This is a genomic window from Morganella psychrotolerans, from assembly GCF_965118875.1.
GTDB classification, from domain to species: domain Bacteria; phylum Pseudomonadota; class Gammaproteobacteria; order Enterobacterales; family Enterobacteriaceae; genus Morganella; species Morganella psychrotolerans_C.
The window spans coordinates 12,516-38,449 of the sequence record NZ_CBCPJD010000025.1; the positions used below are offsets into that span (position 1 = coordinate 12,516).

The 25,934-nt window shown below is 48.9% G+C and carries 20 protein-coding genes and 1 riboswitch; of the genes, 8 read left to right on the forward strand and 12 right to left on the reverse strand.

Translation table 11 applies throughout. From position 1 onward, the window contains the following. Positions 1-9 precede the first annotated feature (9 nt). The gene (locus tag ACMHKJ_RS18445) at positions 10-675 is read left to right on the forward strand and encodes an HAD family hydrolase (protein WP_413496239.1); all 666 of its coding nucleotides are present in this window, start codon (positions 10-12) and stop codon (positions 673-675) included. Between the two features lie 57 nt (positions 676-732). Here ACMHKJ_RS18445 and ACMHKJ_RS18450 read toward each other — a convergent pair whose 3' ends face one another. Next, positions 733-2,310 carry a methyl-accepting chemotaxis protein gene (locus tag ACMHKJ_RS18450; protein ID WP_413496240.1) on the reverse strand — a complete coding sequence of 526 codons (1,578 nt, stop codon included), beginning with the start codon at positions 2,308-2,310 and terminating at the stop codon, positions 733-735. A 313-nt stretch (positions 2,311-2,623) separates the two neighbouring features. Further along, positions 2,624-2,743, forward strand: a riboswitch (TPP riboswitch). Positions 2,744-2,894: 151 nt separating this feature from the next. Between ACMHKJ_RS18450 and thiC the strand changes: the two genes are divergently transcribed. Genes thiC through thiH form a run of 6 tightly spaced genes read left to right on the forward strand, consistent with a single transcriptional unit; the run spans position 2,895 to position 8,335 of the window. Then, positions 2,895-4,847: a phosphomethylpyrimidine synthase ThiC gene (gene thiC, locus ACMHKJ_RS18455; RefSeq protein WP_413496242.1), complete on the forward strand. Its 1,953-nt coding sequence runs from the start codon at positions 2,895-2,897 to the stop codon at positions 4,845-4,847. After that, positions 4,834-5,499 carry a thiamine phosphate synthase gene (gene thiE / locus ACMHKJ_RS18460; RefSeq protein WP_413496244.1) on the forward strand — a complete coding sequence of 222 codons (666 nt, stop codon included), beginning with the start codon at positions 4,834-4,836 and terminating at the stop codon, positions 5,497-5,499. The genes thiC and thiE overlap by 14 nt, the downstream gene beginning before the upstream one ends. Then, positions 5,489-6,247, forward strand: a complete 759-nt coding sequence (locus ACMHKJ_RS18465) for a HesA/MoeB/ThiF family protein (RefSeq protein ID WP_413496246.1) — start codon at positions 5,489-5,491, stop codon at positions 6,245-6,247. Before thiE ends, ACMHKJ_RS18465 begins: the two co-directional genes overlap by 11 nt. Then, a complete protein-coding gene (gene thiS / locus ACMHKJ_RS18470) occupies positions 6,238-6,438 on the forward strand; it encodes a sulfur carrier protein ThiS (RefSeq protein WP_413496248.1) in 201 nt (66 codons plus the stop codon). Before ACMHKJ_RS18465 ends, thiS begins: the two co-directional genes overlap by 10 nt. Before the next feature lie 2 nt (positions 6,439-6,440). Further along, complete coding sequence (locus tag ACMHKJ_RS18475; protein ID WP_413496249.1) at positions 6,441-7,208, forward strand: thiazole synthase; 768 nt, start codon at positions 6,441-6,443, stop codon at positions 7,206-7,208. Beyond that, positions 7,205-8,335, forward strand: a complete 1,131-nt coding sequence (gene thiH / locus ACMHKJ_RS18480) for a 2-iminoacetate synthase ThiH (RefSeq protein ID WP_413496251.1) — start codon at positions 7,205-7,207, stop codon at positions 8,333-8,335. The genes ACMHKJ_RS18475 and thiH overlap by 4 nt, the downstream gene beginning before the upstream one ends. A gap of 35 nt (positions 8,336-8,370) precedes the next feature. On the opposite strand, the gene ACMHKJ_RS18485 is transcribed toward thiH, so the two are convergent. Both ACMHKJ_RS18485 and ACMHKJ_RS18490 read right to left on the reverse strand, forming a co-directional pair. Continuing rightward, on the reverse strand, positions 8,371-9,750 hold the full coding sequence (locus tag ACMHKJ_RS18485) for an alanine/glycine:cation symporter family protein (protein WP_413496254.1): 1,380 nt from the start codon (positions 9,748-9,750) through the stop codon (positions 8,371-8,373). 72 nt (positions 9,751-9,822) lie between these two features. Beyond that, the gene (locus tag ACMHKJ_RS18490) at positions 9,823-10,995 is read right to left on the reverse strand and encodes a trans-sulfuration enzyme family protein (protein ID WP_413496255.1); all 1,173 of its coding nucleotides are present in this window, start codon (positions 10,993-10,995) and stop codon (positions 9,823-9,825) included. 211 nt (positions 10,996-11,206) lie between these two features. On the opposite strand from ACMHKJ_RS18490, the gene ACMHKJ_RS18495 reads away from it, so the two are divergent. Continuing rightward, positions 11,207-12,010, forward strand: a complete 804-nt coding sequence (locus tag ACMHKJ_RS18495) for a MerR family transcriptional regulator (RefSeq protein WP_413496257.1) — start codon at positions 11,207-11,209, stop codon at positions 12,008-12,010. 110 nt (positions 12,011-12,120) lie between these two features. Here ACMHKJ_RS18495 and ACMHKJ_RS18500 read toward each other — a convergent pair whose 3' ends face one another. From ACMHKJ_RS18500 to secE, 9 genes are all read right to left on the reverse strand, one after another. Continuing rightward, positions 12,121-13,446 (reverse strand): polysaccharide deacetylase family protein, encoded by a 1,326-nt coding sequence (locus ACMHKJ_RS18500; RefSeq protein ID WP_413496258.1) that lies wholly within the window; start codon positions 13,444-13,446, stop codon positions 12,121-12,123. An 82-nt stretch (positions 13,447-13,528) separates the two neighbouring features. Then, on the reverse strand, positions 13,529-17,752 hold the full coding sequence (gene rpoC, locus ACMHKJ_RS18505) for a DNA-directed RNA polymerase subunit beta' (protein WP_413496260.1): 4,224 nt from the start codon (positions 17,750-17,752) through the stop codon (positions 13,529-13,531). A gap of 111 nt (positions 17,753-17,863) precedes the next feature. Continuing rightward, entirely contained in the window at positions 17,864-21,892 is a 4,029-nt protein-coding gene (rpoB, locus tag ACMHKJ_RS18510) for a DNA-directed RNA polymerase subunit beta (protein ID WP_413496262.1), read from the reverse strand. Between the two features lie 347 nt (positions 21,893-22,239). Further along, positions 22,240-22,605, reverse strand: coding sequence for a 50S ribosomal protein L7/L12 (gene rplL, locus ACMHKJ_RS18515; RefSeq protein WP_067365701.1), 366 nt, complete (start codon positions 22,603-22,605; stop codon positions 22,240-22,242). 66 nt (positions 22,606-22,671) lie between these two features. Continuing rightward, positions 22,672-23,169, reverse strand: coding sequence for a 50S ribosomal protein L10 (gene rplJ / locus ACMHKJ_RS18520; RefSeq protein ID WP_413496265.1), 498 nt, complete (start codon positions 23,167-23,169; stop codon positions 22,672-22,674). A 323-nt stretch (positions 23,170-23,492) separates the two neighbouring features. Continuing rightward, on the reverse strand, positions 23,493-24,197 hold the full coding sequence (rplA, locus tag ACMHKJ_RS18525; RefSeq protein ID WP_413496266.1) for a 50S ribosomal protein L1: 705 nt from the start codon (positions 24,195-24,197) through the stop codon (positions 23,493-23,495). 3 nt (positions 24,198-24,200) lie between these two features. Then, positions 24,201-24,629, reverse strand: coding sequence for a 50S ribosomal protein L11 (rplK, locus tag ACMHKJ_RS18530; RefSeq protein ID WP_413496268.1), 429 nt, complete (start codon positions 24,627-24,629; stop codon positions 24,201-24,203). 145 nt (positions 24,630-24,774) lie between these two features. After that, positions 24,775-25,320 carry a transcription termination/antitermination protein NusG gene (gene nusG, locus ACMHKJ_RS18535; protein WP_067365689.1) on the reverse strand — a complete coding sequence of 182 codons (546 nt, stop codon included), beginning with the start codon at positions 25,318-25,320 and terminating at the stop codon, positions 24,775-24,777. A 10-nt stretch (positions 25,321-25,330) separates the two neighbouring features. Further along, entirely contained in the window at positions 25,331-25,708 is a 378-nt protein-coding gene (secE, locus tag ACMHKJ_RS18540; RefSeq protein ID WP_413496270.1) for a preprotein translocase subunit SecE, read from the reverse strand. Positions 25,709-25,934: the final 226 nt, after the last annotated feature.

The following is a 25,934-nucleotide window of genomic DNA, read 5'->3' on the forward strand; positions in this document are numbered from 1 at the left end:
AGGAATATCATGTCTGTATTAGCCGTTTTCGATCTCGATCACACCTTAATTGCCGCAGATAGCAGCCTGTTATGGACAGAGTATCTGTGGGAGAAAAAGATTATTACTGATCCCGCTTATCTCGATGCAGATAAACAAATGATGGAAGATTACAGCACCGGAAAGCTGGATATGGCAGCCTATATGGCGTTTAATCTTAAATCTCTGGGACATGCCACAGTGGCGCAGGTAGATGAATGGGTTGCAGATTTTATTGAATGCAAAATCCGTCCGGTTATCTATCCGGATGCGGTAAAAACCCTCGCATTCTACAAAGAAAATGGCGTGCCGATAGTGATTATTTCTGCCACCAGCGATTTTATCGTCAAACCGGTAGCGAAGATGCTGGGTGTTAATCTGGCTTTCGGTATTGAACTGGAAGTAAAAGATGAACACTACACCGGCGCGTTACAGGGGATCACCACCTTCCGCGAAGGCAAAGTTGAAAAACTGGCTAACTTTCTGGATATTCGCCAGTTTTTACCGGAACGCACGATTTTTTATACGGATTCCGCCAATGATCTGCCCCTGTGTCACTATGCGACAGATGTCCTGACCGTCAATGCCGACCCGGTATTACAGGCCGAAGCCGAGAAACAGGGCTGGACGCAACTGGCGTGGACGCTGCCGGGGTAATATCAGACGGCATAATGCAACGTCATATTGTCGCTGCATTACGCCGGTTAAACCGGATCAGGCGGGTCCGACTCCCAGTCTGAATTGTGTCATAGCCTGCATGAGTTGCCCCGCCTGCTGATGCAAGCTTTCCGCGGCTGCCGCATTTTCAACCACCAACGCGGCATTCTGTTGTGTTACTTCATCAATCTGCTGTATTGCAATCCCGACCTGAGAAATTCCCTGAGACTGCTCATTCGTCGCCAGCGTCAGCTCGTCAATCATCTGACTGACGCCCTGTGTCCGGGTGACAATCACCTGCATAGATTCCCCGGCTTCCGCCACCAGTTTACTGCCGGCGTCCACCCGTTCAGCACTGGCATTAATCAGATTTTTTATTTCACCGGCAGCCTGTGCACTCCGCTGTGCCAGTGTCCGGACTTCGCCGGATACCACAGCAAAACCACGCCCGTGTTCACCGGCACGAGCTGCTTCCACCGCCGCATTCAGCGCGAGGATATTGGTCTGGAATGCGATGGAATCAATCACACCGATAATGTCAGTGATTGTCCGTGAAGAGTGTGCGATATCCTGCATAGCATGAACAACCAGATCGACCTTCTCACCACCGTGACGGGCCGTTTCGGAAGCTTCCGCTGCCATCAGGTTCGCTTTTGCTGCAATCTCCGCACTGCTTTTCACTGTGGCAGACAGCTGCTCCATTGATGCCGCAGTCTGTTGCAGACTGCTGGCCTGGGATTCAGTCCGCTGACTCAGGTCAGCATTACCGCTGGTTATCTGCATTGTACCGGTAACAATACTGTCACTGTTATTACGCACCGTTCCGACAATATCTGCCAGATTCGTCTGCATCGCTTTCAGTGTACTCAGTACACTGCCATCCGGAACCGGATGTGTTTCGCCGGACGGCGATAAATCACCGGAGGCCACCCGTTCAGCCACTTCTTTCAGTTGTGCGGGTTCGGCTCCCAAAGCACGTGTCAGATTTCGGATAATCATCACCCCGGAGACAATAGCCAGCGTTAACGCCAGCAGTGCAAACACCAGAATGATGTTACTCTGACGTTCAAAATTCGTATCAAACTTCTGAATGAGCTGATTGCCGGCTTCAGTGCCGTGATCTCTGCTGGCACGGAATGACATGATATAGGCATCCGATGCGGCATATTCCGCATCCATCATTTTCGCAATAGCGTCCTCATGCCGGCCCTGCTTATCCAGTTCGAGTACTTCACGGGTTACTGCGGCATACTGTTTTTCATCCGCTATCATCTTATCAAGCAAGATCCGCCCCTTCGAATCCATACCAAACTCATTCACCATATCCAGCAGTGTCTGAGTTCTTTCTCTCACTTTTCTGTCCTCTTCGTCAAAACGGTTCAGTTCTTCTGTTTTATCTTTCTTATCAGTTGCATTGATCATATCCCGCAGCATGATCGCCCGCTCTTCCGTCGCATGGCGAATTTCATACGCCTGAACCTGAAGTGCATATGTCCCGTTAACGTAATTCGTGAACATCTCTTTGTCTTTATAAAGGTTCATAACCGCCATCCCTGAAACCAGAGCCAGAATGGCGATCAGAACACCAAATGTGACAGATAACCTGACACGGATCGTCGTATTTTTAAGATTCATATTTTTCCTGATGCAGAAAGTAATCAATAATGACAATAAATAACCAAATGTCTTTCCTGATATGCCGTAACAAGGCATGCCGATAAAAAACATCGGCAACTGACCGAAAATTATCAGTTTTAATTTAATTTTTTTTATATTTAACCGCTACGATTCAATCGGTGAATACTGAGATGGCATATTACCGGCACCTTCTGCCGGACCACATAGTTTATCTATCCTCCCCGTCTGCTTTCCCTTGCCGCCTGCCTGCATCCTGAATGACGTTGGGTATAAAAAGGTTGTAGTTTCCGGACAGCTTCTTATACTGAAGTCTTTCTTGTCGGAGTGCCCAGCATTTATCCCTGTGATAAATCGGGCTGAGACCGTTAATTCGGGATCCGCGGAACCTGATCGGGTTAGTACCCGCGAAGGGAACAAGAGTAATCTTTTCTTTTAACCGCTGTTGGTGGTATCAATCTGTAATCAGATCAGATACATATCTTACAGCCCGGTTATCACGTATTACTCCTGACGCACCTCCAGACAAGCAATTTCTCACTTTTTCTTCCGGCTTATTGCCGGTTCACTGTAAGGAATTTGCTATGTCCAATGAGCACCGTATTCACACCTCTGATATTTCGCCGGATGCAGAACACACACCTGCGCCCTCCAAAGCCCGCACGCGCCGTGAACAGCGCGATGCCGCAGAGGAGTATATCAGCACCCTGCAAGGGGTTAATTTTCCGAACTCTTCCCGTATTTATCTCACCGGTTCACGACCGGATATCCGTGTACCAATGCGCGAAATTGCGCTGTCGCCTACCTTAACCGGCGGTGATAAAGCCAATCCGCAGTTTGAAGAAAATGAGCCGGTGCCGGTTTATGATACCGCCGGGTCTTACGGCGACCCGGACATTAAACTGGATGTCAGCGCAGGGCTTGCGCGCCTGCGTGAAAACTGGATAGCAGAGCGCGTCGATACAGAACAAATCTCACAACTCAGTTCTGATTTTACACAACAGCGCCTGGCGGATAACGAACTGGATCACCTGCGCTATCCGGATCGCCCGACCCCGCTGAAAGCGAAAGCCGGGCTGTGTGTCACTCAATTGCATTATGCCCGCCGGGGCATTGTAACCCCGGAAATGGAGTTTATCTCCATCCGTGAAAATATGGGGCGCGAGCGTATTCGTGGGGAAGTATTATTGCAGCAACACCCGGGACAGCATTTCGGGGCAAATCTACCGGAAAATATCACGCCGGAATTTGTCCGTGACGAAGTCGCCGCGGGGCGCGCCATTATTCCGTCGAATATTAATCATCCTGAATCAGAGCCGATGATCATCGGGCGTAATTTCCTGGTAAAAGTGAATGCCAATATCGGGAATTCCTCTGTGACATCCTCCATTGAGGAGGAAGTGGAAAAGCTGGTCTGGTCAACGCGCTGGGGTGCGGATACAGTGATGGATCTCTCCACCGGCCGCTATATTCATGAAACCCGTGAATGGATCCTGCGCAACAGCCCGGTGCCTATCGGCACGGTACCGATTTATCAGGCGCTGGAAAAAGTAAACGGTACGGCAGAAGATCTGACCTGGGAAATGTTCCGCGATACCCTGCTGGAGCAAGCGGAGCAAGGCGTGGATTACTTCACTATCCATGCCGGCGTGCTGCTGCGCTATCTGCCGATGACAGCGAAACGCCTGACCGGGATTGTCTCGCGCGGTGGTTCAATTATGGCAAAATGGTGCCTGTCACATCATCAGGAAAACTTCCTTTATGTGCATTTCCGTGAAATTTGTGAGATTTGTGCCGCCTATGATGTCGCGCTCTCTTTAGGTGACGGGCTGCGTCCGGGATCTATTCAGGACGCCAATGATGCGGCTCAGTTTGCCGAACTGCACACCCTGGGCGAACTGACTAAAATCGCGTGGGAATATGATGTTCAGGTGATGATAGAAGGTCCGGGGCATGTGCCGATGCAGATGATCCGCAAAAACATGACCGAAGAACTGGAGCACTGTCATGAAGCCCCATTCTATACCCTGGGACCGCTGACAACCGATATCGCACCCGGCTATGACCATTTCACGTCCGGCATTGGTGCCGCACTGATTGGCTGGTTCGGCTGTGCAATGCTCTGTTATGTGACACCCAAAGAGCATCTGGGATTACCAAATAAAGAAGATGTTAAACAAGGGCTTATCACTTACAAAATTGCAGCTCATGCAGCAGACCTTGCCAAAGGGCACCCGGGCGCGCAGATCCGTGACAACGCCATGTCCAAAGCGCGGTTTGAATTCCGCTGGGAAGATCAGTTCAATCTCGCGTTAGACCCGGAAACTGCCCGTACCTACCATGATGAAACCCTGCCGCAGGCATCCGGCAAAGTCGCGCATTTCTGCTCAATGTGCGGACCTAAATTCTGCTCCATGAAAATTTCACAGGAAGTTCGCGACTACGCCGCCGGCATGGAAGAGATGTCTGACGCTTTCCGTGCCAAAGGCAGCGAGTTGTACCACAGCGCAGAGGAGCGTATCAATGAATCAGCCTGATGCGCCATTCGCCCGGACGACACAAAAATTGGGGCTGTATCCGGTGGTGGATTCCGTACTGTGGATTGAGCGCCTGCTGAAACCTGGCGTACGCACTATCCAGCTTCGGATCAAAGACAGAACCGATGCGCAGGTTGATGAACAGATCCGTACGGCTATCGCGCTTGGCAAACACTATCAGGCGCGGCTGTTTATCAATGATTACTGGCGGTTGGCTGTAAAATACGGCGCTTACGGCGTGCATCTCGGACAGGAAGACTTAGAGCGGGCAGATTTACAGGCGATCCAACAAGCCGGGCTGCGTCTGGGGATCTCCACACACGATGAAAGCGAACTGCAACGCGCCAAAGTGCTGCATCCGTCTTATATCGCGCTGGGGCATATTTTTCCCACACAAACCAAAGAGATGCCATCGTCACCTCAGGGACTGGACAATTTAGCCCGCCAGGTGGCAGCAACTCCGGATTTCCCGACAGTGGCTATCGGCGGCATTTCCTGTGAAATAGCCCCGAAGGTGCTTGCCACCGGCGTCGGCGGTATCGCGGTGGTCAGCGCCATCACAAAAGCCACGGACTGGCAGGCGGCGACCCGGCAATTGCTGCGGCTTACCGGCGAATACACAGAAAACCCGGAGGTCAGCCATGCTCAGTGACCATGATTTTATGCGCTACAGCCGCCAGTTGCTGCTGGAAGATATCGGCCCGGAAGGTCAGTTGAAACTCAAACAGTCTCATGCCGTGGTCGTGGGTCTCGGCGGACTGGGATCTCCGGCGGCACTTTATCTTGCCGCCGCCGGAGTGGGTGAACTGACCCTGATTGATGATGATGATATTCATATCTCCAATCTTCAGCGCCAGATTTTATATGCCGAAGCGGATGTGCGGGCGAATAAAGCAGAAACCGCAACAGCACGTCTGCTGGCGCTGAACCCGTCGCTGCGCCTCAATACCATCACCACCCGTCAGACCGGCGACACACTGCAACATCATGTAAAGAAAGCCGATATTGTACTGGACTGCACAGATAATATGACCACGCGCCATGCTATCAATGCGGCCTGTGTTGCACAGCGAAAAACCCTGGTCAGCGGCAGCGCCGTCGGGTTCAGTGGTCAGTTGCTGGTACTCACTCCGCCGTTTGAGCACGGCTGCTATTGCTGTCTCTATCCCGATGATGTGGTTCCTGAGCGCAACTGCCGTACAGCCGGCGTGCTGGGTCCCGTGGTCGGTGTGATCGGCACCTTGCAGGCGCTGGAGGCGATCAAACTGCTGGCAGGATTACCCTCTCCGCTGAACGGAAAACTGCGCCTTTTCGACGGTAAACAGCAGAGCTGGAGCACCTTGCAATTGCAGCGGGCAACACACTGCCCGGTGTGCCGGGAGGCTGCCATATGCGCATAACAGTGAATGATGATGTGATGATGTTCACAGAGCCGCTGACTGTCAGTACATTGCTGGCGCACCTTGGACGCCCTGCTGTCGGGATTGCCGTTGCGGTCAATCAGACCATTGTTGTCCGTGATGAATGGAGTGATTTCATCATCAGCGACGGCGATCAGGTGTTACTTTTTCAGGCTATCGCCGGAGGTTAATTATGCTGACCATTGCAGATACCACATTTACATCTCACTTATTTACCGGCACCGGAAAATACGCGAACCGCCGCACAATGCAGGACGCGATTGCCGCCTCCGGCAGCCAGTTAGTCACTATGGCGATGAAGCGCATCGATCTTGCACAAGGGCATGATGAGATCCTCGCTCCGCTCCGCGAACTGGGGATAAAACTTCTGCCGAATACCTCCGGCGCTAAAAATGCACAGGAAGCAGTATTTGCCGCCCGTCTGGCACGGGAAGCCCTGGATACTAACTGGATAAAACTGGAAATCCATCCCGACGCCCGCTATTTACTGCCGGATCCGATAGAAACATTATCTGCCGCCGAAACCCTGGTCAAAGAGGGATTTGTTGTTTTACCCTATTGCAGTGCAGACCCGGTATTATGCCGCCGGTTAGAAGAAGTCGGTTGTGCCGCAGTAATGCCGCTGGGTGCGCCTATCGGCTCCAACCGGGGATTACAAACCCGTGATATGCTGCGGATTATTATTGAACAGGCAACAGTACCGGTCGTGATTGATGCTGGGATCGGTGCACCAAGCCATGCCCTGGAAGCCATCGAACTGGGAGCCGATGCCGTACTGGTGAACACGGCTATGGCAGTCACTCGCTCACCGGTACTGATGGCAAATGCATTCCGTCAGGCGGTGGAAGCCGGTCTTTTGGCGCGGGAGGCCGAACTTGCCCCGCAACAACAACATGCGGCCGCCACCAGCCCGCTGACCGCATTTCTGGAGGTGTTATGACTGACAACAATACCTTCAGCGATCACTGGCAGCAACTGGATTGGGATAACCTTACTTTGCAGCTGAACAGCAAAACAGCGCGGGATGTTGAACAGGCACTGAACCGGGAAAATCTGACTTTACCGGACTTTATGGCGCTGATTTCCCCGGCGGCACGCCCGTATCTGGAAGAGATAGCGCAGAAAGCACAGACACTGACCCGTCAGCGTTTCGGGCACGTCGTTGGTATGTATGTGCCGCTTTATCTCTCCAATCTGTGCGCCAACGATTGTACTTACTGCGGTTTCTCCATGAGTAACGCGATAAAACGCAAAACCCTGACACCGGAAGAAATCCGTACAGAATGCGAAGCGATTAAGGCGCTCGGGTTTGACAGCCTGTTACTGGTGACGGGCGAGCATCAGCGCAAAGTCGGTATGGACTACTTCCGCGATACCTTTCCTTTGATCCGTCATTATTTCAGTACCATGATGATGGAAGTACAGCCGATGGCGACAGAGGAATATGCCGAGCTGCGCATGCTCGGACTGGATGGTGTGATGGTCTATCAGGAAACCTACCATGAAAGCACCTATCAGCGGCATCATCTGAAAGGTCGCAAGCAGGATTTTCACTGGCGCTTGCAGACACCGGATCGCTTAGGTCAGGCGGGGATCGACAAGATCGGTCTGGGTGCGCTGATCGGTCTTTCCGCTCAGTGGCGCACAGACTGCTATATGGTTGCGGAGCATCTTAACTATCTCCGCCTGCGCTACCGGACAAGCCGCTATTCGGTTTCATTTCCCCGTCTGCGCCCCTGCGCCGGGGGTATTGAGCCGGAGTCACTGATAAGTGACGCAGAGCTGGTGCAACTAATCTGCGCCTTCCGCCTGTTTGCGCCGGACATTGAGTTATCTCTCTCCACCCGTGAATCACCGTATTTCCGTGACCACATGGTGCCGGTCGCGATTAACCAGGTCAGTGCCGGGTCAAAAACCCAGCCGGGCGGCTACGCGCAAGGAGATGATCCGGAGCTGGAACAGTTCAGCCCGCATGACAACCGCACACCACAACAGGTGACGGACGCTCTGCTGGCAGCGGGGCTTCAGCCGGTATGGAAAGACTGGGATCAATATCTGGGGCGGTAAAATAAAACGGGCCGGTGTTTTTCCGGCCCGTTTTTTTATTCTATCCGCTTACAAAATGTCACCGGCGGCACATCTTCTCCGGCATTTTTTGCCGGGATATAACGACCCCAGAAATCATTAAATAACCGGAAAATTTCTTTGCGCTGACTCAGAATTAATATCATCGTAATCAATACATAGACTGCACTTAAAATATCTGTAAGCGCCCATAAAATATCAGCTTGTAAGTTACTGAATAAAATAATCGGTGCCAGATAATAAACGCGGTATAAGTTTTTCGCTATTTTATTGGCTTTCGTATCACCAAAGAAAAAGTTAACGGCTTTTTCGCAGGTGAAATACATACCAATAGTTGTTGTACAAGCCAGCAAGGTGATAAATATTGCCATAAACCAACTGCCGACATCACCATACGTTACTTTAAACGCTAATGTTGTCAGGCGTGATGATGTAATTCCGGGGTAATCAACCCAAACATTGGTTGTCAGAATCGCTAATGCTGTTACTGTACAAATAATAATGGTCAGGAAAACTTCACCAAACCCCCAGCTTGACTGGCGGATAGGGTGATCCGTCGTAGCTGCCGCATGAGCGACAATGCCGTAACCGGTTCCTGCATCATTAGAATAAATACCGCGGGCAATACCAAAACGGATAGCTTCCATGACTGTTGCACCGGCAAATCCGCCGACACCGGCAGCCGGTGAAAATGCAGATTTAAAAATCAGGGCAAATGCAGCAAGAATCTGATCGTAATTCATCACCAACAGGATCACCGCAACAGTCAGATAGGTAATTGCCAGTTTCGGTACCACACTTTCCATTTTTGAAGAAATGCCTTTCAAGCCGCCGATGATGACACTGGCAATAAAAATAACCATCACAATCAGGGTCAGATAACTGTCGACATTAAAGGCTTCTTCAATGGAGGATGTTGCTGATTCGCTCTGCACCAGGCACGTCCACGGCCCGAGCATAAAGCAGCAGACAGACAGTGCCACCGCGCCTTTTTTCCAGCCCAGTGCATGCTCCATCACAAATGAGCGGTCACAAACATATTCATCCATGGATTTTTCATATTTGACGCGGTAACGCTGCCCGAGAATAATTTCACACGCTTTGGTCGCAATACCAAAGAAAGCGGAAAACCAAAGCCAGAATATTGCGCCCGGACCGCCCATAGTAATTGCGGTGGCAACCCCACCGATACTGCCGATCCCGACAGTATTAGCCAGTGCGGTACAGGCCGCTGCAAAACTGGATACCGAACCGGCTCCCTGAAGTTTTTCACTGATACCTTTTTTATTAAATAAGCCGCCGTATGTATTCTTTATATTAAACCGAAAATTAAATTGGTATTTAAAACGGAATTTAATGGTTAACCAGATGCCGAGACTGACTAATAGAATTGGCATCGGATACGTCCAGATAAAATCTGAAAACTTATTAATTATATTTAGTATTGAGTCCATAATGAGTATCCGAAATTAATTAAATACATCAAGTGCCTGAGTGATATCAGCAATTAAATCCTCAGCGGCTTCGCAGCCGGCAGAAATACGAATCAATCCTTCATGCATGCCGAAATCAATAAGCTGCTGCGGGGTAAACTCAGTCCTGAATGCGGTCGCCGGATGCGCCAGTGACGTGCGGAACCCGCCTAATGTACCCAGGTAAGTGATCAGCTCCAGGCGGTGAATAAATGCATCTACCAATGGCTGTTCATCCCGCACACGGAAACTGAGCATCGGACCATATCCGTGAATAAACAGCGAGTTAGCCAATGCGTGCTGTGGATGGCTCTCAAGCCCCGGATAATTGACCTGTGCAACACGCGGGTCACGGCTGAGTGCCTGTGCGATAGCCTGCGCATTTTCCATCTGCCGGGTAACCCGCATTTCCATCGTCCGGATACTGCGCAGGCAAAGCCAGGCTGTGTATGGATCACTGCATCCGCCCAGAAGGCGGGCTTTCAGTTCAATTTTCTGCATCAGTGCCAGCGAACAGGTCACTGAACCTGCGGTTAAATCGCTGTGTCCGCCAAAAAATTTTGTCAGACTGTGGATGACAATATCTGCACCATGTTGCAGTGGTTTAATAACAAAAGGGGTTGAAAATGTATTATCAACCACTAATAAACACTGATGTTTACGGCTGATAGCTGAAACAGCATCAATATCAATGACTTTAATCAATGGGTTACTGATAATTTCGGTATAAAACATGACAGTTTCCGGACGTATCGCCGCCGAAATCGCTGCCGGAGAGAGAAAGTCCGCGTAGGTCACAGTGATCCCCAGCGGAATTAAGATCAGATCGATTAACTCAATCGTTTCGCCGTAAATTGATTCATTAACAACAAGATGGTCGCCTTGCTTCAGCAGGCTCAGCAGTGTCGCTGAAATCGCCGCCATGCCTGATGCCATGACCGCAGAAACGTCACCGTCCTCCATCATTGAAATCGCAGCGGACAAGCTGTCACGATTCGGATTTGCAGTGCGGTTATATTGATATTCACCATTCCCGCTGCTGACAGCATAGTAATGCTGCGTATCGCGCATTGCGTAGGCCGTTGCCGGAAATATTGCCGGTGAATCCGGGTACATGCCTTCCGGATAATCCATTTCCCCTGAATACAAAAGTTGAGTGCGTTCTTTCATTATTTATCCTGAATAATCATTTTTCATCACTGTTATAAAAGTGACCAATTAAAATAAGTACGCGCTCACCCTAAACCTTATAGCCGGAATAAGGTTAAATCAGGTTTTCCGGATATGAGAAGATAATCACAAAATTATTTTCACAGAAAATAGTATGTTAATTTTAAATCTGATAGTTTAAATAAAAGTGACATTTAGCCCGGGCAAGAATATGAAAAAATATTTTACAATTGGCGAAACAGCCAAATTATTAGGTATTTCAACACAAACGCTACGTTTTTATGATAAAAAAGGCATTCTGAAACCGGGATATGTCGATAGTGAAACCGGATATCGTTACTATCTGTTTGAACAATTTCATTACATTGATCGAATTAAGTATCTTCAAAAGCTAAATATGAATTTAAGTGATATTAAGGTCATTATTGAAAGCGGAGATAAAGAAAAATTAACACATTATTTAATACAGGAGAGAAAGCGGAAGGAACAGCAACTGAAAGATCTGCACAGTATGATAGAAACATTAGACTGGTATGTTGATTACTTCAGTTTTGTTGATAATAAGTCAGGAGGTGAACCTTTTTACAGTGTTGAACTGCCGGAACGCTGGTGTCTGTTTGTTCCCTGCTATCCATCAGACCGCCCCATTTCCAAGATGGAACTGAGACTGGCAGAAATGAAATCCAGGCCGGAAAATAAATCACTTTCTTATTTACGACAATATGCCTATGTTCTGGATTATAATAATATTATTGAACAAACATTTTATCCGTCAAAATACCTTATCTATCTGAAAGAAAAGCCGGACTTTGATTCACCCAATCTGGTTTGCCTGCCTGCAGGATTATACTTGTGCTGTATCTGTAATTATCTTTCTGAAAATATTGATATTATTATGGTTGAACAATATTTCAAAGATAAAGAAAAACCCGGACTGGTCATTGCAAATGAATTTGAAGATAACTTAGTCAATTATGATTCAGCACCCTATGAACTTCAGTTTCTTATTTCATAGAGGGTAATTTATTTATCTGTCATTATGTAACATCCGCTTTTCCGGAAAATGAATTACCGGAAAAGAAGACATCACATAAAACAAATTTAACAGATAGCTATATTAACCTTTTACTTATCCACAATAATATCTGTATTCACGACTTCCGGACCACTGTTGCCGATCATTGAGGAAAATTTCTCAATTGAGTCAGTTCGTAATGCATAAAGGCGTTTCAGTGCATAAGGGTTATCGCCCAGCCGTACTTTGCCCTGAATGGTGGTGACCGCAAGTGTCATTCCTGCCTGAGCCGCTGCATCCATTGCATCCTGATTATATGCCCCGAACGGATAAGCCAGGTAATGCTGCTCCGGATTCAGTTTTGCCAGCACACGCTGTGAACGCTGATAATCCAGTAAAATGGAATGCTCTGTCCGGCTGAAAATAATCGGATTTTTTCGTTTATCCAAACGATGCAAAAAGTGGGCATGGGACTGAATATCAAAAATATCCCGTGATGCCAGTAACTCCGTCCAGTTCATAAACTGTAAGCCATCCGGTGCCCATTTCTGTATTTTTGATTTAACGCGTGAAGAGATAACAAATAACTCTGCATGCTGATTATTGCGTTTGAGGATCGGATACGCATAACGGTAAACTGATTTTAATCCGTCATCAAATGTCAGAATAACGACTTTTCCCGGCAGGTTATTTTCTTTTTTCAGATAGCCTGCAACATCATCAAGAGAGAGCGTCCGGTAGCCATTGTGTTTCAGATAATCCATCTGCGCCTGAAAAGCTTCAACCGATGTAGTGGTAGAGGTATGCAGGAAGTTCTTATTTTCACTATCTTTAAGAATATGATGATAAGTCAGGATCGGAATACCTTTATCCAGTTCCACATCCGACAGGCGGATATACGCCAGTCTGTCTGCCAGGCGGATTGTCAGCCAGATAATTTTATCACCTTCCCGGTTCTCCCTGACCATCTTAGCCAGTACCGGATAGCGCAGGTCATCAAATAGTGTTGCAACCGGTGGATTCGATTCATCAGGCGCGCCAAAAATATCCGTATTCTTTGTGGTTATCAGATAGTCATAGATAGGATTATTCAGCTCGTTCAGTGTATCCAGCGGCGGAACTATTTTAGGTTTTTTAGCCGATAAACCGCTGTTTTCAATAAAGCCACGGTCATTACCAAACTGTAATTCCCGGTAATTCCCTTTCATAGGATAAATATAAAAACCGTGAGACGGATTCAGCTCTGCCACGCCCTGCATTACCCCGGCGACCGGCGCAAAAATAGTTTGTGGTGCCTTAACCTGAATCAGTAACGGCGGCTCGTCTTTCAGCAACCACTCCTGAGCATCCGGTGGTTGTACCGCAGGTACTGCAATTGCCCGGTTAAACCCGGCAACAGAAATAAAAACTATAAGTATATACAATAGGTTGCGCATGATGTGTTCATTGCCTTATACCCTGCACAAAAAAGCCCTCCTTAAAAGGAGGGCTGTTCAGTTGGTCACATTACTGTGCCACTTACTCTTTGCTGCCACCGAAGCCGGCGTTCAGAAGCTCAGCTAAGTTCGCTGTTGCTTCATCTGCACTGACTGCCTGTGGTGCATCGATAGCATCTGCCAGATGACGACGGCGGATACGCTCCTGGTGGTACGAGAAACCTGTACCGGCCGGGATCAGACGACCCACAATAACGTTCTCTTTCAGACCGCGCAGTTCGTCACGTTTACCCGCAACGGCCGCTTCAGTCAGAACGCGTGTGGTTTCCTGGAACGATGCCGCAGAGATGAAGGACTCTGTCGCCAGTGATGCTTTGGTAATACCAAGCAGATCACGTTCGAAGGTTGCAGGGATCTTGCCATCCTGCTCCAGCAGACGGTTTGCCACTTTCACGCGCGCATATTCAACCTGCTCGCCTTCGAGGAAGTCAGAGCTTCCCGCAGAAGAGATGGTGACTTTACGCAGCATCTGACGAACGATAACTTCAATGTGTTTATCGTTTATCTTAACGCCCTGTAAGCGGTAAACTTCCTGGACTTCGTTCGCGATATAACGGGCAACCGCATTCACGCCACGCAGACGCAGGATGTCATGTGGTGATTCCGGACCATCAGATACGACGTCACCACGTTCAACCATCTCGCCTTCAAACACGTTGAGCTGACGCCATTTAGGGATCATCTCTTCGTAAGCATCACTGCCGTCAATTGGTGAAATCACCAGACGACGTTTACCTTTGGTTTCTTTACCGAAGGAAATGATACCGCTGATTTCAGCAAGGATAGCCGGCTCTTTCGGACGACGGGCTTCGAACAGATCCGCAACGCGCGGCAGACCACCGGTGATATCTTTTGTACCGACAGATTCCTGCGGAATACGCGCCAATGTGTCACCGGCACTGATAGTCACGCCATCATCCAACTGTACAATCGCTTTACCCGGCAGGAAGTAAGCAGCAGGCATATCCGTATTAGGGATCAGAACATCATTGCCTTTCGCATCAATGATTTTCAGTGCCGGACGCATTTCTTTCGCACTTGCTGTACGCTCTGCAGAATCCAGTACGACCAGTGATGACAGACCGGTTAATTCATCAGTCTGACGGGTAATGGTCTGGCCGTCATGCATGTCGGTGAAACGAATAACACCGGACACTTCACTGACAACCGGCATGGTATGCGGATCCCAGTTAGCGACAGTTTCGCCACCGTTAACTGATTCGCCGTCACCTTTAGTCAGCTGAGCACCGTAAGGCACTTTATAGCTCTCTTTCGTACGACCGAATTCATCAACCAGACGCAGCTCGGTATTACGGGAAGTGACAACCAGTTTACCTGCGGTGTTACCAATCAGCTTAGCGTTGAACAGTTTCAGTGTACCGGTATTACGGACCTGAATGCTGGACTCAGCAGCAGCACGGGATGCCGCACCACCGATATGGAACGTACGCATTGTTAACTGTGTACCCGGCTCACCGATTGACTGTGCTGCAATAACACCAACGGCTTCACCTGAGTTGATGATATGACCGCGCGCCAGATCACGACCGTAGCACTTGGCACACACACCGAAGTCAGTTTCACAACTTACCACAGAACGTACTTTCACGATGTCTACAGAGTTTTCTTCTAACAGATCACACTGTTTTTCATGAAGCAGGGTGTTACGCGGGATAAGAATATCCGCAGTACCCGGTTTCAGGATATCTTCTGCAGCCACACGTCCCAGAACACGGTCACGCAGTGGTTCTTTAACATCACCACCCTCGATAACCGGTGACATCATGATACCTTCGTGCGTACCACAGTCATCTTCAGTGATAACCAGATCCTGCGCGACGTCAACCAGACGACGTGTCAGATAACCTGAGTTCGCTGTTTTCAGTGCGGTATCCGCCAGACCTTTACGCGCACCGTGCGTTGAAATGAAGTACTGGAGTACGTCAAGACCTTCACGGAAGTTCGCGGTGATTGGCGTTTCGATGATGGAACCATCCGGTTTCGCCATCAGACCACGCATACCGGCCAGCTGACGAATCTGTGCAGCAGAACCACGCGCACCGGAGTCGGCCATCATATAGATGCTGTTGAAAGAAACCTGTTGTTCTTCTTCGCCGTCACGGTTAATCACGGTTTCCGTTGACAGGTTTTCCATCATCGCTTTAGCAACGCGTTCGTTTGCTGCAGCCCAGATATCGATAACCTTGTTGTAACGTTCGCCGGCGGTAACCAGACCTGACTGGAATTGTTCCTGGATTTCTGCCACTTCCGCTTCCGCTTCCGCGATAATCCCGGCTTTCTTCTCAGGAATAACCATGTCATCGATACCAACAGATGCACCTGAACGGGCAGCGTAGGCAAAACCGGTGTACATGATTTGGTCAGCAAAAATAACGGTCGGTTTCATGCCCAGAATACGGTAACAAGTATTCAGCATTTTAGAGATAGCTTTCTTACCCAGTGGTTGGTTAACCAGAGAATAAGGCAGACCACGCGGAACAATACGCCACAAAATGGCGCGGCCGACAGTGGTATCAACCAGGCTTGTTTGCTTGGTGATATTACCTTCGCCGTCTTTCACTTCTTCAGTGATACGGACTTTCACGCGCGCATGCAGTGAAGCATGGCCGGAACGGTAAACACGCTCAGCTTCTGTTGAACCGTTAAGTACCATGCCTTCGCCCGGGGCGTTAACACAGTCACGGGTCATATAGTACAGACCCAGAACAACGTCCTGAGAAGGTACGATAATCGGATCGCCGCTTGCCGGTGACAGGATGTTGTTTGTGGACATCATCAGGGCACGGGCTTCGAGCTGTGCTTCCAGGGTCAGAGGGACGTGAACCGCCATCTGGTCACCATCGAAGTCGGCGTTGTATGCCGCACAAACGAGTGGGTGTAACTGGATAGCTTTACCTTCGATAAGGATAGGCTCAAACGCCTGAATACCCAGACGGTGAAGTGTCGGCGCACGGTTCAGGAGAACCGGGTGCTCGCGGATAACTTCATCCAGGATATCCCATACAACGGACTCTTCGCGCTCAACCATTTTCTTGGCAGCTTTGATGGTGGTAGCAAGACCACGCAGTTCCAGCTTACCGTAGATAAACGGTTTGAACAGCTCCAGTGCCATTTTCTTAGGCAGACCGCACTGATGCAGACGCAGGTACGGACCTACGGTGATTACAGAACGACCGGAGTAGTCAACACGCTTACCGAGCAGGTTCTGACGGAAACGACCCTGTTTACCTTTGATCATGTCTGCCAGTGATTTCAGCGGACGCTTGTTAGAGCCGGTGATAGCACGACCACGACGACCATTGTCTAACAGTGCATCAACCGCTTCCTGCAACATACGTTTTTCGTTACGTACGATAATGTCAGGTGCAGCCAGATCCAGCAGGCGTTTCAGACGGTTATTACGGTTGATCACACGACGGTACAGATCGTTCAGATCTGACGTCGCAAAGCGACCGCCGTCGAGTGGGACTAACGGACGCAGATCCGGTGGTAATACCGGCAGAACTGTCAGGATCATCCACTCAGGCTTGTTGCCGGACTGGATAAAAGCTTCTAACAGTTTGATACGTTTAGTCAGTTTCTTACGTTTGGTTTCTGAATTGGTTTCGTTCAGTTCTTCACGCAGGTTTTCGACTTCCTGTTCCAGATCCATTGCTTTAAGCAAGGCCTGGATGGCTTCCGCACCCATTTTCGCGTCGAATTCATCACCGAACTCTTCCAGAGCATCCAGGTACTGTTCTTCGGTCAGAATCTGGCTGCGCTCAAGGCTGGTCATCCCGCCTTCAACAACAACATAAGATTCAAAGTACAGGACACGTTCAATATCACGCAGCGGCATATCGAGCAGCAAACCGATACGGGATGGCAGTGATTTTAAGAACCAGATGTGTGCAGTAGGTGATGCCAGTTCGATGTGACCCATGCGCTCACGGCGCACTTTAGTCTGGGTCACTTCAACACCACATTTCTCACAAATCACACCACGGTGCTTCAGACGTTTGTACTTACCGCACAAACATTCGTAATCTTTTACCGGCCCGAAGATACGCGCACAGAAAAGCCCGTCACGTTCAGGTTTGAACGTACGGTAGTTAATGGTTTCCGGCTTTTTCACTTCACCAAATGACCATGAACGAATCATGTCAGGTGAGGCCAGACCAATTTTGATCGCATCAAACTCTTCGGTCTTGGTTTGCGCTTTCAGAAACTTTAATAAGTCTTTCACGAAATGGCTCCTGTCGGAGTTAGACCTGTGAGACAAGCAAATAACGCTGCCTGTCCCTTAAACCAGATTTACTGGTGCTGCCCGCACTGATGCGGGCAGCCACAACGGCAATTACTCGTCTTCCAGCTCGATGTTGATACCGAGTGAGCGGATTTCTTTCAGCAATACGTTGAAAGATTCCGGCATACCCGGTTCCATCTGATGACTGCCGTCGACGATGTTTTTATACATCTTCGTACGACCGTTAACGTCATCCGATTTCACTGTCAGCATCTCCTGGAGGGTATAAGCAGCACCGTATGCTTCCAGTGCCCACACTTCCATCTCCCCGAAACGCTGACCACCGAACTGCGCCTTACCACCCAGCGGCTGCTGAGTAACCAGGCTGTAAGAACCGGTAGAACGCGCATGCATTTTGTCATCAACCAAGTGGTTAAGTTTCAGCATGTACATATAGCCGACGGTAACCTGACGCTCAAAACGCTCACCGGTACGACCATCAAACAAGGTAATCTGACCGGACGTCGGTAAATCAGCCAGAGTCAGTAACTCTTTGATTTCCTGCTCTTTCGCGCCGTCAAATACCGGTGTTGCAGTCGGCATACCTTTTTTCAGGTTCTCTGCCAGACGCAGCACTTCTTCATCACTGAAGGTGCTCAGATCCACTTTCTGACGCGGGTCATTACCCAGGTCATAAGCTTTCTGGATGAAACCGCGTAATTTCGCGATGTCCTGCTGCTCTTTCAGCATCTTATTGATTTTATCGCCGATGCCTTTCGCAGCCATACCCAGATGGGTTTCCAGAATCTGACCGATGTTCATACGCGATGGTACGCCCAGCGGGTTCAGAACGATGTCAACCGGATTACCGTTTTCATCGTATGGCATATCTTCGATAGGGTTAATTTTTGAGATAACCCCTTTATTACCGTGACGACCCGCCATTTTATCACCAGGCTGGATCTGACGTTTCACGGCCAGATACACTTTAACGATTTTCAGCACGCCCGGTGCCAAATCATCGCCCTGAGTAATTTTACGGCGCTTCCCTTCCAGTTTCTTAGCGAACACAGATTTCAGTTCGTCATACTGTTCAGCCAACTGCTCTAACTGATTCTGTTTTTCTTCATCAGTCAGTGCCAGTTCTAACCAACGCTCACGCGGCAGTTTGTCCAGTTTATCTGCTTCCATTCCGCCGCTTACCAGGACAGAACGAATACGATAAAACAGGCCGGCTTCCAGAATCTGTAACTCTTCTGTGAGGTCTTTCTTCACATCACGCAGCTGCATTTCTTCGATTTCGAGCGCACGTTTATCTTTTTCCACGCCATCGCGGGTAAAGACCTGTACGTCGATAATGGTACCGGACACGCCGTTCGGTACACGCAGTGACGAATCTTTCACGTCAGAGGCTTTTTCACCGAAGATAGCACGCAGCAGTTTCTCTTCCGGGGTTAATTGTGTTTCACCTTTTGGTGTCACTTTACCCACAAGAATATCGCCGCCTTTCACTTCCGCACCGATATACACGATACCGGACTCATCCAGTTTGGAGAGAGCAGCTTCACCCACGTTCGGGATATCAGCAGTGATCTCTTCCGGCCCCAGTTTGGTGTCACGGGACACACAAGCCAGTTCCTGAATGTGGATAGTGGTGAAACGGTCTTCCTGAACAACACGCTCGGACACGAGGATGGAGTCTTCGAAGTTGTAACCGTTCCATGGCATAAATGCCACGCGCATGTTCTGACCCAGCGCCAGTTCACCCAGATCGGTGGACGGACCATCTGCCAGCACATCACCGCGTTCAACAGGCTCACCCAGCGAAACGCAAGGAGTCTGATTGATACAGGTGTTCTGGTTAGAGCGGGTATATTTAGTCAGACTATAGATGTCGATACCTGCTTCGCCGGCATACATCTCTTCGTCATTAACTTTGATAACGATACGTGACGCATCAACGTACTGAACTGTACCACCACGTTTGGCAACGGCGGTTACGCCGGAGTCAACCGCAACAGCGCGTTCCATACCAGTACCAACCAGCGGCTTGTCAGCGCGCAGAGTCGGAACCGCCTGACGTTGCATGTTCGCACCCATCAATGCACGGTTGGCATCATCGTGTTCCAGGAATGGGATCAGTGACGCACCCACAGAAACGATCTGCTGGGTGGAAACGTCCATATACTGAACCTGATCGCGACTGAATAAGCTGGACTCACCTCTGTTACGGCAGGTGATCAGTTCATCAACAAAGTGACCATCGTCATCTAAAACGGTATTTGCCTGAGCAATGATGAAGTTACCTTCTTCAATTGCAGACAGATAATGAATCTCATCCGTCACAACATCTTCACGCACTAAACGGTACGGGGTTTCCAGGAAACCATATTCGTTTGTCTGTGCATAAACAGATAAGGAGTTGATCAGACCGATGTTCGGACCTTCAGGGGTCTCGATAGGACAAACACGACCGTAGTGCGTAGGATGAACGTCGCGCACTTCAAAGCCTGCACGCTCACGGGTCAGACCGCCCGGGCCTAACGCGGAGATACGGCGTTTATGCGTAATTTCTGATAACGGGTTGTTCTGGTCCATAAACTGGGACAGCTGGCTGGAACCAAAGAACTCTTTTACCGCAGCAGAAATTGGTTTGGCGTTGATCATGTCCTGAGGCATCAGATTATCAAGATCGCCTAGGGACAGACGCTCTTTCACCGCACGCTCAACACGCACCAGACCTACACGGAACTGGTTTTCAGCCATTTCACCGACAGAACGGATACGACGGTTACCTAAGTGGTCGATATCATCCACTTCACCGCGGCCGTTACGGATTTCGATCAGTTTCTGCATCACATCGGTGATGTCTTTTTTGCTCAAAATACCTGAGCCATCAGAATCTTCACGACTCAGTGAACGGTTGAACTTCATCCGGCCTACCGCAGAGAGATCGTAACGATCTTCTGAGAAGAACAGATTTTCAAACAGATTTTCAGCAGCTTCACGGGTTGGCGGCTCACCAGGGCGCATCATACGGTAGATTTCTACCAGTGCGCTTAAACGGTCGCTGGTCGGGTCCACACGCAGAGTTTCTGACATGTAAGCGCCGTGATCCAGGTCGTTGGTGAACAGGGTTTCAATGGTTTTGTGACCGGACTGGCTGAGACGTGCCAGCAGATCCAGAGACATTTCCATGTTAGCCGCACAAATTAACTCTCCGGTCGCTGTATCAATGTAATCACGAGCAACCACTTTCCCTGCGATGTATTCAACAGGTACTTCGATCTTAGTGATTTCTTCTTTTTCAAGCTGACGGATATGACGCGCAGTAATACGGCGTCCTTTTTCGATATAAACTTTTCCGTTCGCTTCGATATCAAAAGAAGCAGTTTCACCGCGCAGACGCTCAGGAACGAGAGTCATAATCAGTTTATTATTGCTGATTTCGAATGTCGTTTTGTCGAAGAACAGGTTCAGAATATCTTCCGTGCTGAAATTCATTGCACGCAGGATAATAGACGCAGGTAATTTACGACGACGGTCGATACGGACAAATAAGTTGTCTTTAGGATCGAACTCGAAGTCCAGCCATGAGCCGCGGTAAGGGATAATACGTGCGTTATACAGCACTTTACCGGAAGAGTGTGTTTTACCTTTGTCACTGTCAAAGAACACGCCCGGGCTACGGTGTAACTGAGAAACGATAACACGCTCAGTACCGTTGATGACGAACGTTCCGTTATCGGTCATGAGCGGAATTTCGCCCATGTAAACTTCCTGTTCTTTAATATCTTTAACTGTGCCTTCCGGCGCTTCACGCTCGTAAATAACCAGACGCAGTTTTACGCGCAGTGGTGCTGAAAAGGTAACACCGCGGATTTGACACTCTTTAACGTCAAATACCGGCTCACCCAGACGGAAGCTGACATATTGCAGTTCAGCATTACCACTATAGCTCTGAATCGGGAAAACGGAACGGAATGCGGCTTCTAAGCCATTCTGGCCATCCGGATCGAGTTCGATGAATTTCTGGAATGAATCCAGCTGAATAGAAAGGAGATAGGGAATGTCCAGTACTTGCGGACGCTTACCAAAATCCTTACGAATACGTTTCTTCTCGGTATAGGAGTAAACCATAGGGTTCCTCAGCTCGCTTGATCAGTGACCCGACCTGCCTGTTACAAACGGCAGTCGCTACAACTATCTAATTAGGACAGAAAATGGAACATTTTCTGCTGATACTTATTGCAGTTACCCTTAAATCATTTCATTGCGCAGCTGACTACCGAGCTACCCGAGCGGATCGTAGTCGTCAACACAGTATATTAAGTCGTCAATAGCAAAGAGTATTCGGAGAGTTCGCAGGTGTCAGATAGCACAGTTGCTATCCCAAAAACACGTACGTGCGCATTAGCGCAAAAAGGCTGGTGACCAATAAGTCACCAGCCAGCAGCCATTTTCAGGCTGTTGCTAAAAAAAGTGGCTTATTTAACTTCAACTTCTGCGCCAGCTTCTTCCAGAGCTTTCTTCAGCGTTTCCGCTTCATCTTTGCTCACGCCTTCTTTCATTGCAGCTGGTGCGCTTTCAACTAAATCTTTAGCTTCTTTCAGGCCCAGACCAGTTGCGCCGCGAACAGCTTTGATTACTGCTACTTTGTTCGGACCAACAGCTTTCAGAATAACGTCGAATTCAGTTTTTTCTTCAGCAGCTTCAGCAGGACCCGCAGCTACAGCAACAGCAGCAGCAGCAGAAACGCCGAATTTTTCTTCCATCATGGTGATCAGTTCAACAACGTCCATTACAGACATTTCAGCAACTGCGTCCAGAATTTGTTCTTTAGTGATAGACATACGATATGTTCCTAAAATTCAGAATAAGTTTATACGTTAAAAAGCAACGAAGAAAAGAAAGAGCGATTAAGCAGCTTCTTTCTGATCGCGTAACGCTGCCAGAGTGCGAACCAATTTGCCTGCAGCGGCTTCTTTCATGGTTGCCATCAGGCGTGCAATTGCTTCGTCGTAAGTTGGGAGTGTTGCTAAGCGATCGATATCTTTCGCTGCAATGAACTCACCTTCAAAGGCTGCGGCTTTAATCTCGAATGCAGGGTTCGCTTTCGCGAAATCTTTGAACAGGCGAGCAGCAGCGCCCGGATGTTCATGAGAAAATGCAATCAAGGTAGGACCGACGAATACGTCTTTCAGGCACTCAGAAGAGGTACCTTCAACAGCACGGCGCAGCAGGGTGTTACGTACAACGCGTACGGTAACGCCAGCTTCGCGACATGCTCTACGCAGATCGGTCATTTTATCTACAGTCACACCACGGGAATCCGCGACAACTGTAGACAGCGCGCCTTTGGCAACTTCGCTGACTTCAGCAACAATCGCTTGTTTGTCTTGAAGATTTAATGCCATTAGCTTCTTGCTCCTGGTTTAGCCGGGTATACAACCCCGGAACTCACTTCACTCAACACCGAAGGTGAAGAGCGCTAAAACACGGTGAGCAGAATACTCGAATAAAATTCTTGTGGCTCTGTCACCGTCTACGCAGGAAAATTAAGTAATTACTTACACCTGCGGTCTTGGACGGGGTCCGGATTAAGGCCGGACTCCAACCGAAATTCTTTTAGTTGTTGCCGTTCCTGCGATAAAAATCACAAAGACGAATACAACAAACATTGGGCGTCAGATTCTATAGAAACCTGACCCCAATGTAAAGTGCTTATTATCCGCAGATATTAAGCAACTGCAGCGCTCAGACCAGACTGGTCGATTGCAACACCCGCACCCATGGTGGTAGACAGGCTGATTTTCTTGATGTACACGCCTTTCGCTGAAGATGGTTTTGCTTTTTTCAGCGCAACCAGCAGAGATTCCAGGTTTTCTTTCAGTTTATCAGACTCAAAATCTACTTTACCGATAGTGGTGTGGATGATCCCGTTTTTGTCGTTACGGTAACGAACCTGACCTGCTTTAGCGTTATTCACAGCTTCAGCAACGTTAGGAGTTACAGTACCCACTTTCGGGTTAGGCATCAGACCGCGCGGGCCTAAGATTTGACCTAATTGGCCAACAACGCGCATTGCATCCGGAGAAGCGATAACGACGTCGAAATCCATTTGACCAGCTTTGATTTGGTCAGCCAGATCTTCCATACCAACCAGTTCTGCGCCGGCAGCTTTTGCTGCTTCAGCGTTAGCGCCCTGTGCAAACACAGCTACGCGAACAGAACGACCAGTACCGTTTGGCAGCACAGTTGCGCCACGAACGTTTTGATCTGATTTACGGGCATCGATGCCGAGGTTAACTGCAACGTCAACACTTTCAACGAATTTAGCAGTCGCTAATTCTTTCAGCAGAGCAACAGCTTCATTAATGTCATACTGTTTAGTGACATCAACTTTTTCACGGATATTGCGCATGCGCTTGGTCAGTTTAGACATAGATTAACCCTCCACTACCAGGCCCATGGAACGAGCAGTACCTTCAATAGAACGCATCATAGCTTCTATATCGGCACCAGTCATATCCGCTGCTTTAGTCTCAGCGATCTCACGAACCTGAGCAGAAGTGATTTTACCCACTTTCTCTTTGTTCGGTTTGCCGGAACCAGATTTCAGACCTGCAGCTTTTTTCAGTAAAACTGCCGCTGGCGGCGTTTTAGTGATAAAAGTGAAAGAGCGGTCAGCGTAAACTGTAATAACAACAGGAATTGGTAAACCTTTTTCCATGCTATCTGTTTTGGCGTTAAACGCTTTACAGAATTCCATGATGTTTACGCCCTGCTGACCCAGTGCCGGACCAACCGGTGGACTTGGGTTTGCCATACCAGCTGACACTTGCAGCTTGACATAGGCTTGTACTTTCTTAGCCATCTAAATAATCCTCAATGTGGGTAATAGCGCTTGTTACCAAGCTCCCCTATGAATACAGGCCCGCGTAAGAACGCGAGCCTCTGAAAAACAAAAGGCGCGAAATTGTAGATAAATTTCCCGGCTTTTGCAAGCCGGAAAAAATCACTTACGGTTTTTCGACCTGGCTGAAATCCAGTTCGACCGGAGTTGCACGACCAAAAATAGAAACAGATACTTTCAGGCGGCTCTTTTCATAGTCGACTTCTTCAACCACACCATTAAAGTCAGCAAACGGACCATCGGAAACACGTACCATTTCGCCCGGCTCGAACAGTGTTTTCGGACGTGGTTTATCACCCGCTTCTTGTAAGCGGTTCATGATAGCATCCACTTCTTTATCACTGATCGGTGCAGGACGGTCAGATGTTCCGCCGATAAAGCCCATTACACGCGGCACGTTACGCACCAGATGCCAGGACGCATCGTTCATCAGCATCTGGACTAATACATAGCCCGGGAAGAATTTGCGCTCACTTTTACGGCGCTGACCACTGCGGATCTCGACGACTTCTTCAGTTGGCACCATGACTTCGCCAAATGAATCTTCCATCCCGTTGATTTTGATATGTTCACGCAGAGACTGCGCAACCCGGCCCTCAAAACCCGAGAAAGCCTGGATGACATACCAACGTTTTTTAGGAGAATCCGACATCTTTAGAACCTCAGAAGGATGTTATATAGGAAACAAGACGGACAAGGATACCATCAAGGCCCCATAACACTAACGACATAACCGCTGTTACTGCTGCCACGATAAGTGTTGTTTGCAGTGTTTCCTGACGTGTAGGCCAGATAACTTTACGCATTTCAACCCGTGCTTCACGGGCGAAAGTCAGTGTCGCTTTGCCTTTTGTTGTCCACAGTGCAATACCACCGGCTAATGCAATGACAACAACGACTGCCAGCGCACGCAGCGCAAGGTTAAATTCGCGGAAGTAGTAGTTTCCGCCAATAGCGGCAACCAGCAGAACTGCAACCACTAACCATTTGGTGACATCGGCACTGCGGCCGTTTTGTTGAGCTTCGCTATTCGCACTCATAAACCAACCTGTAACCATGAAATAATAAGTTAGCCAGCTTGCCTCGCTACTGCAAAACAAATCAGACCAAAATTAAGGACCGGAGCAATTGTATCTGACTTGACGTCATAATCCAGCATGAGTTTCGTATTATTCGAAAGACTCACCCTTCGTTGCGTGAGAGCCTATCTCACCAGTAGTTGATGCACAACTAGTGATGAGATAGGTTCTTCATAAAACGATGCTG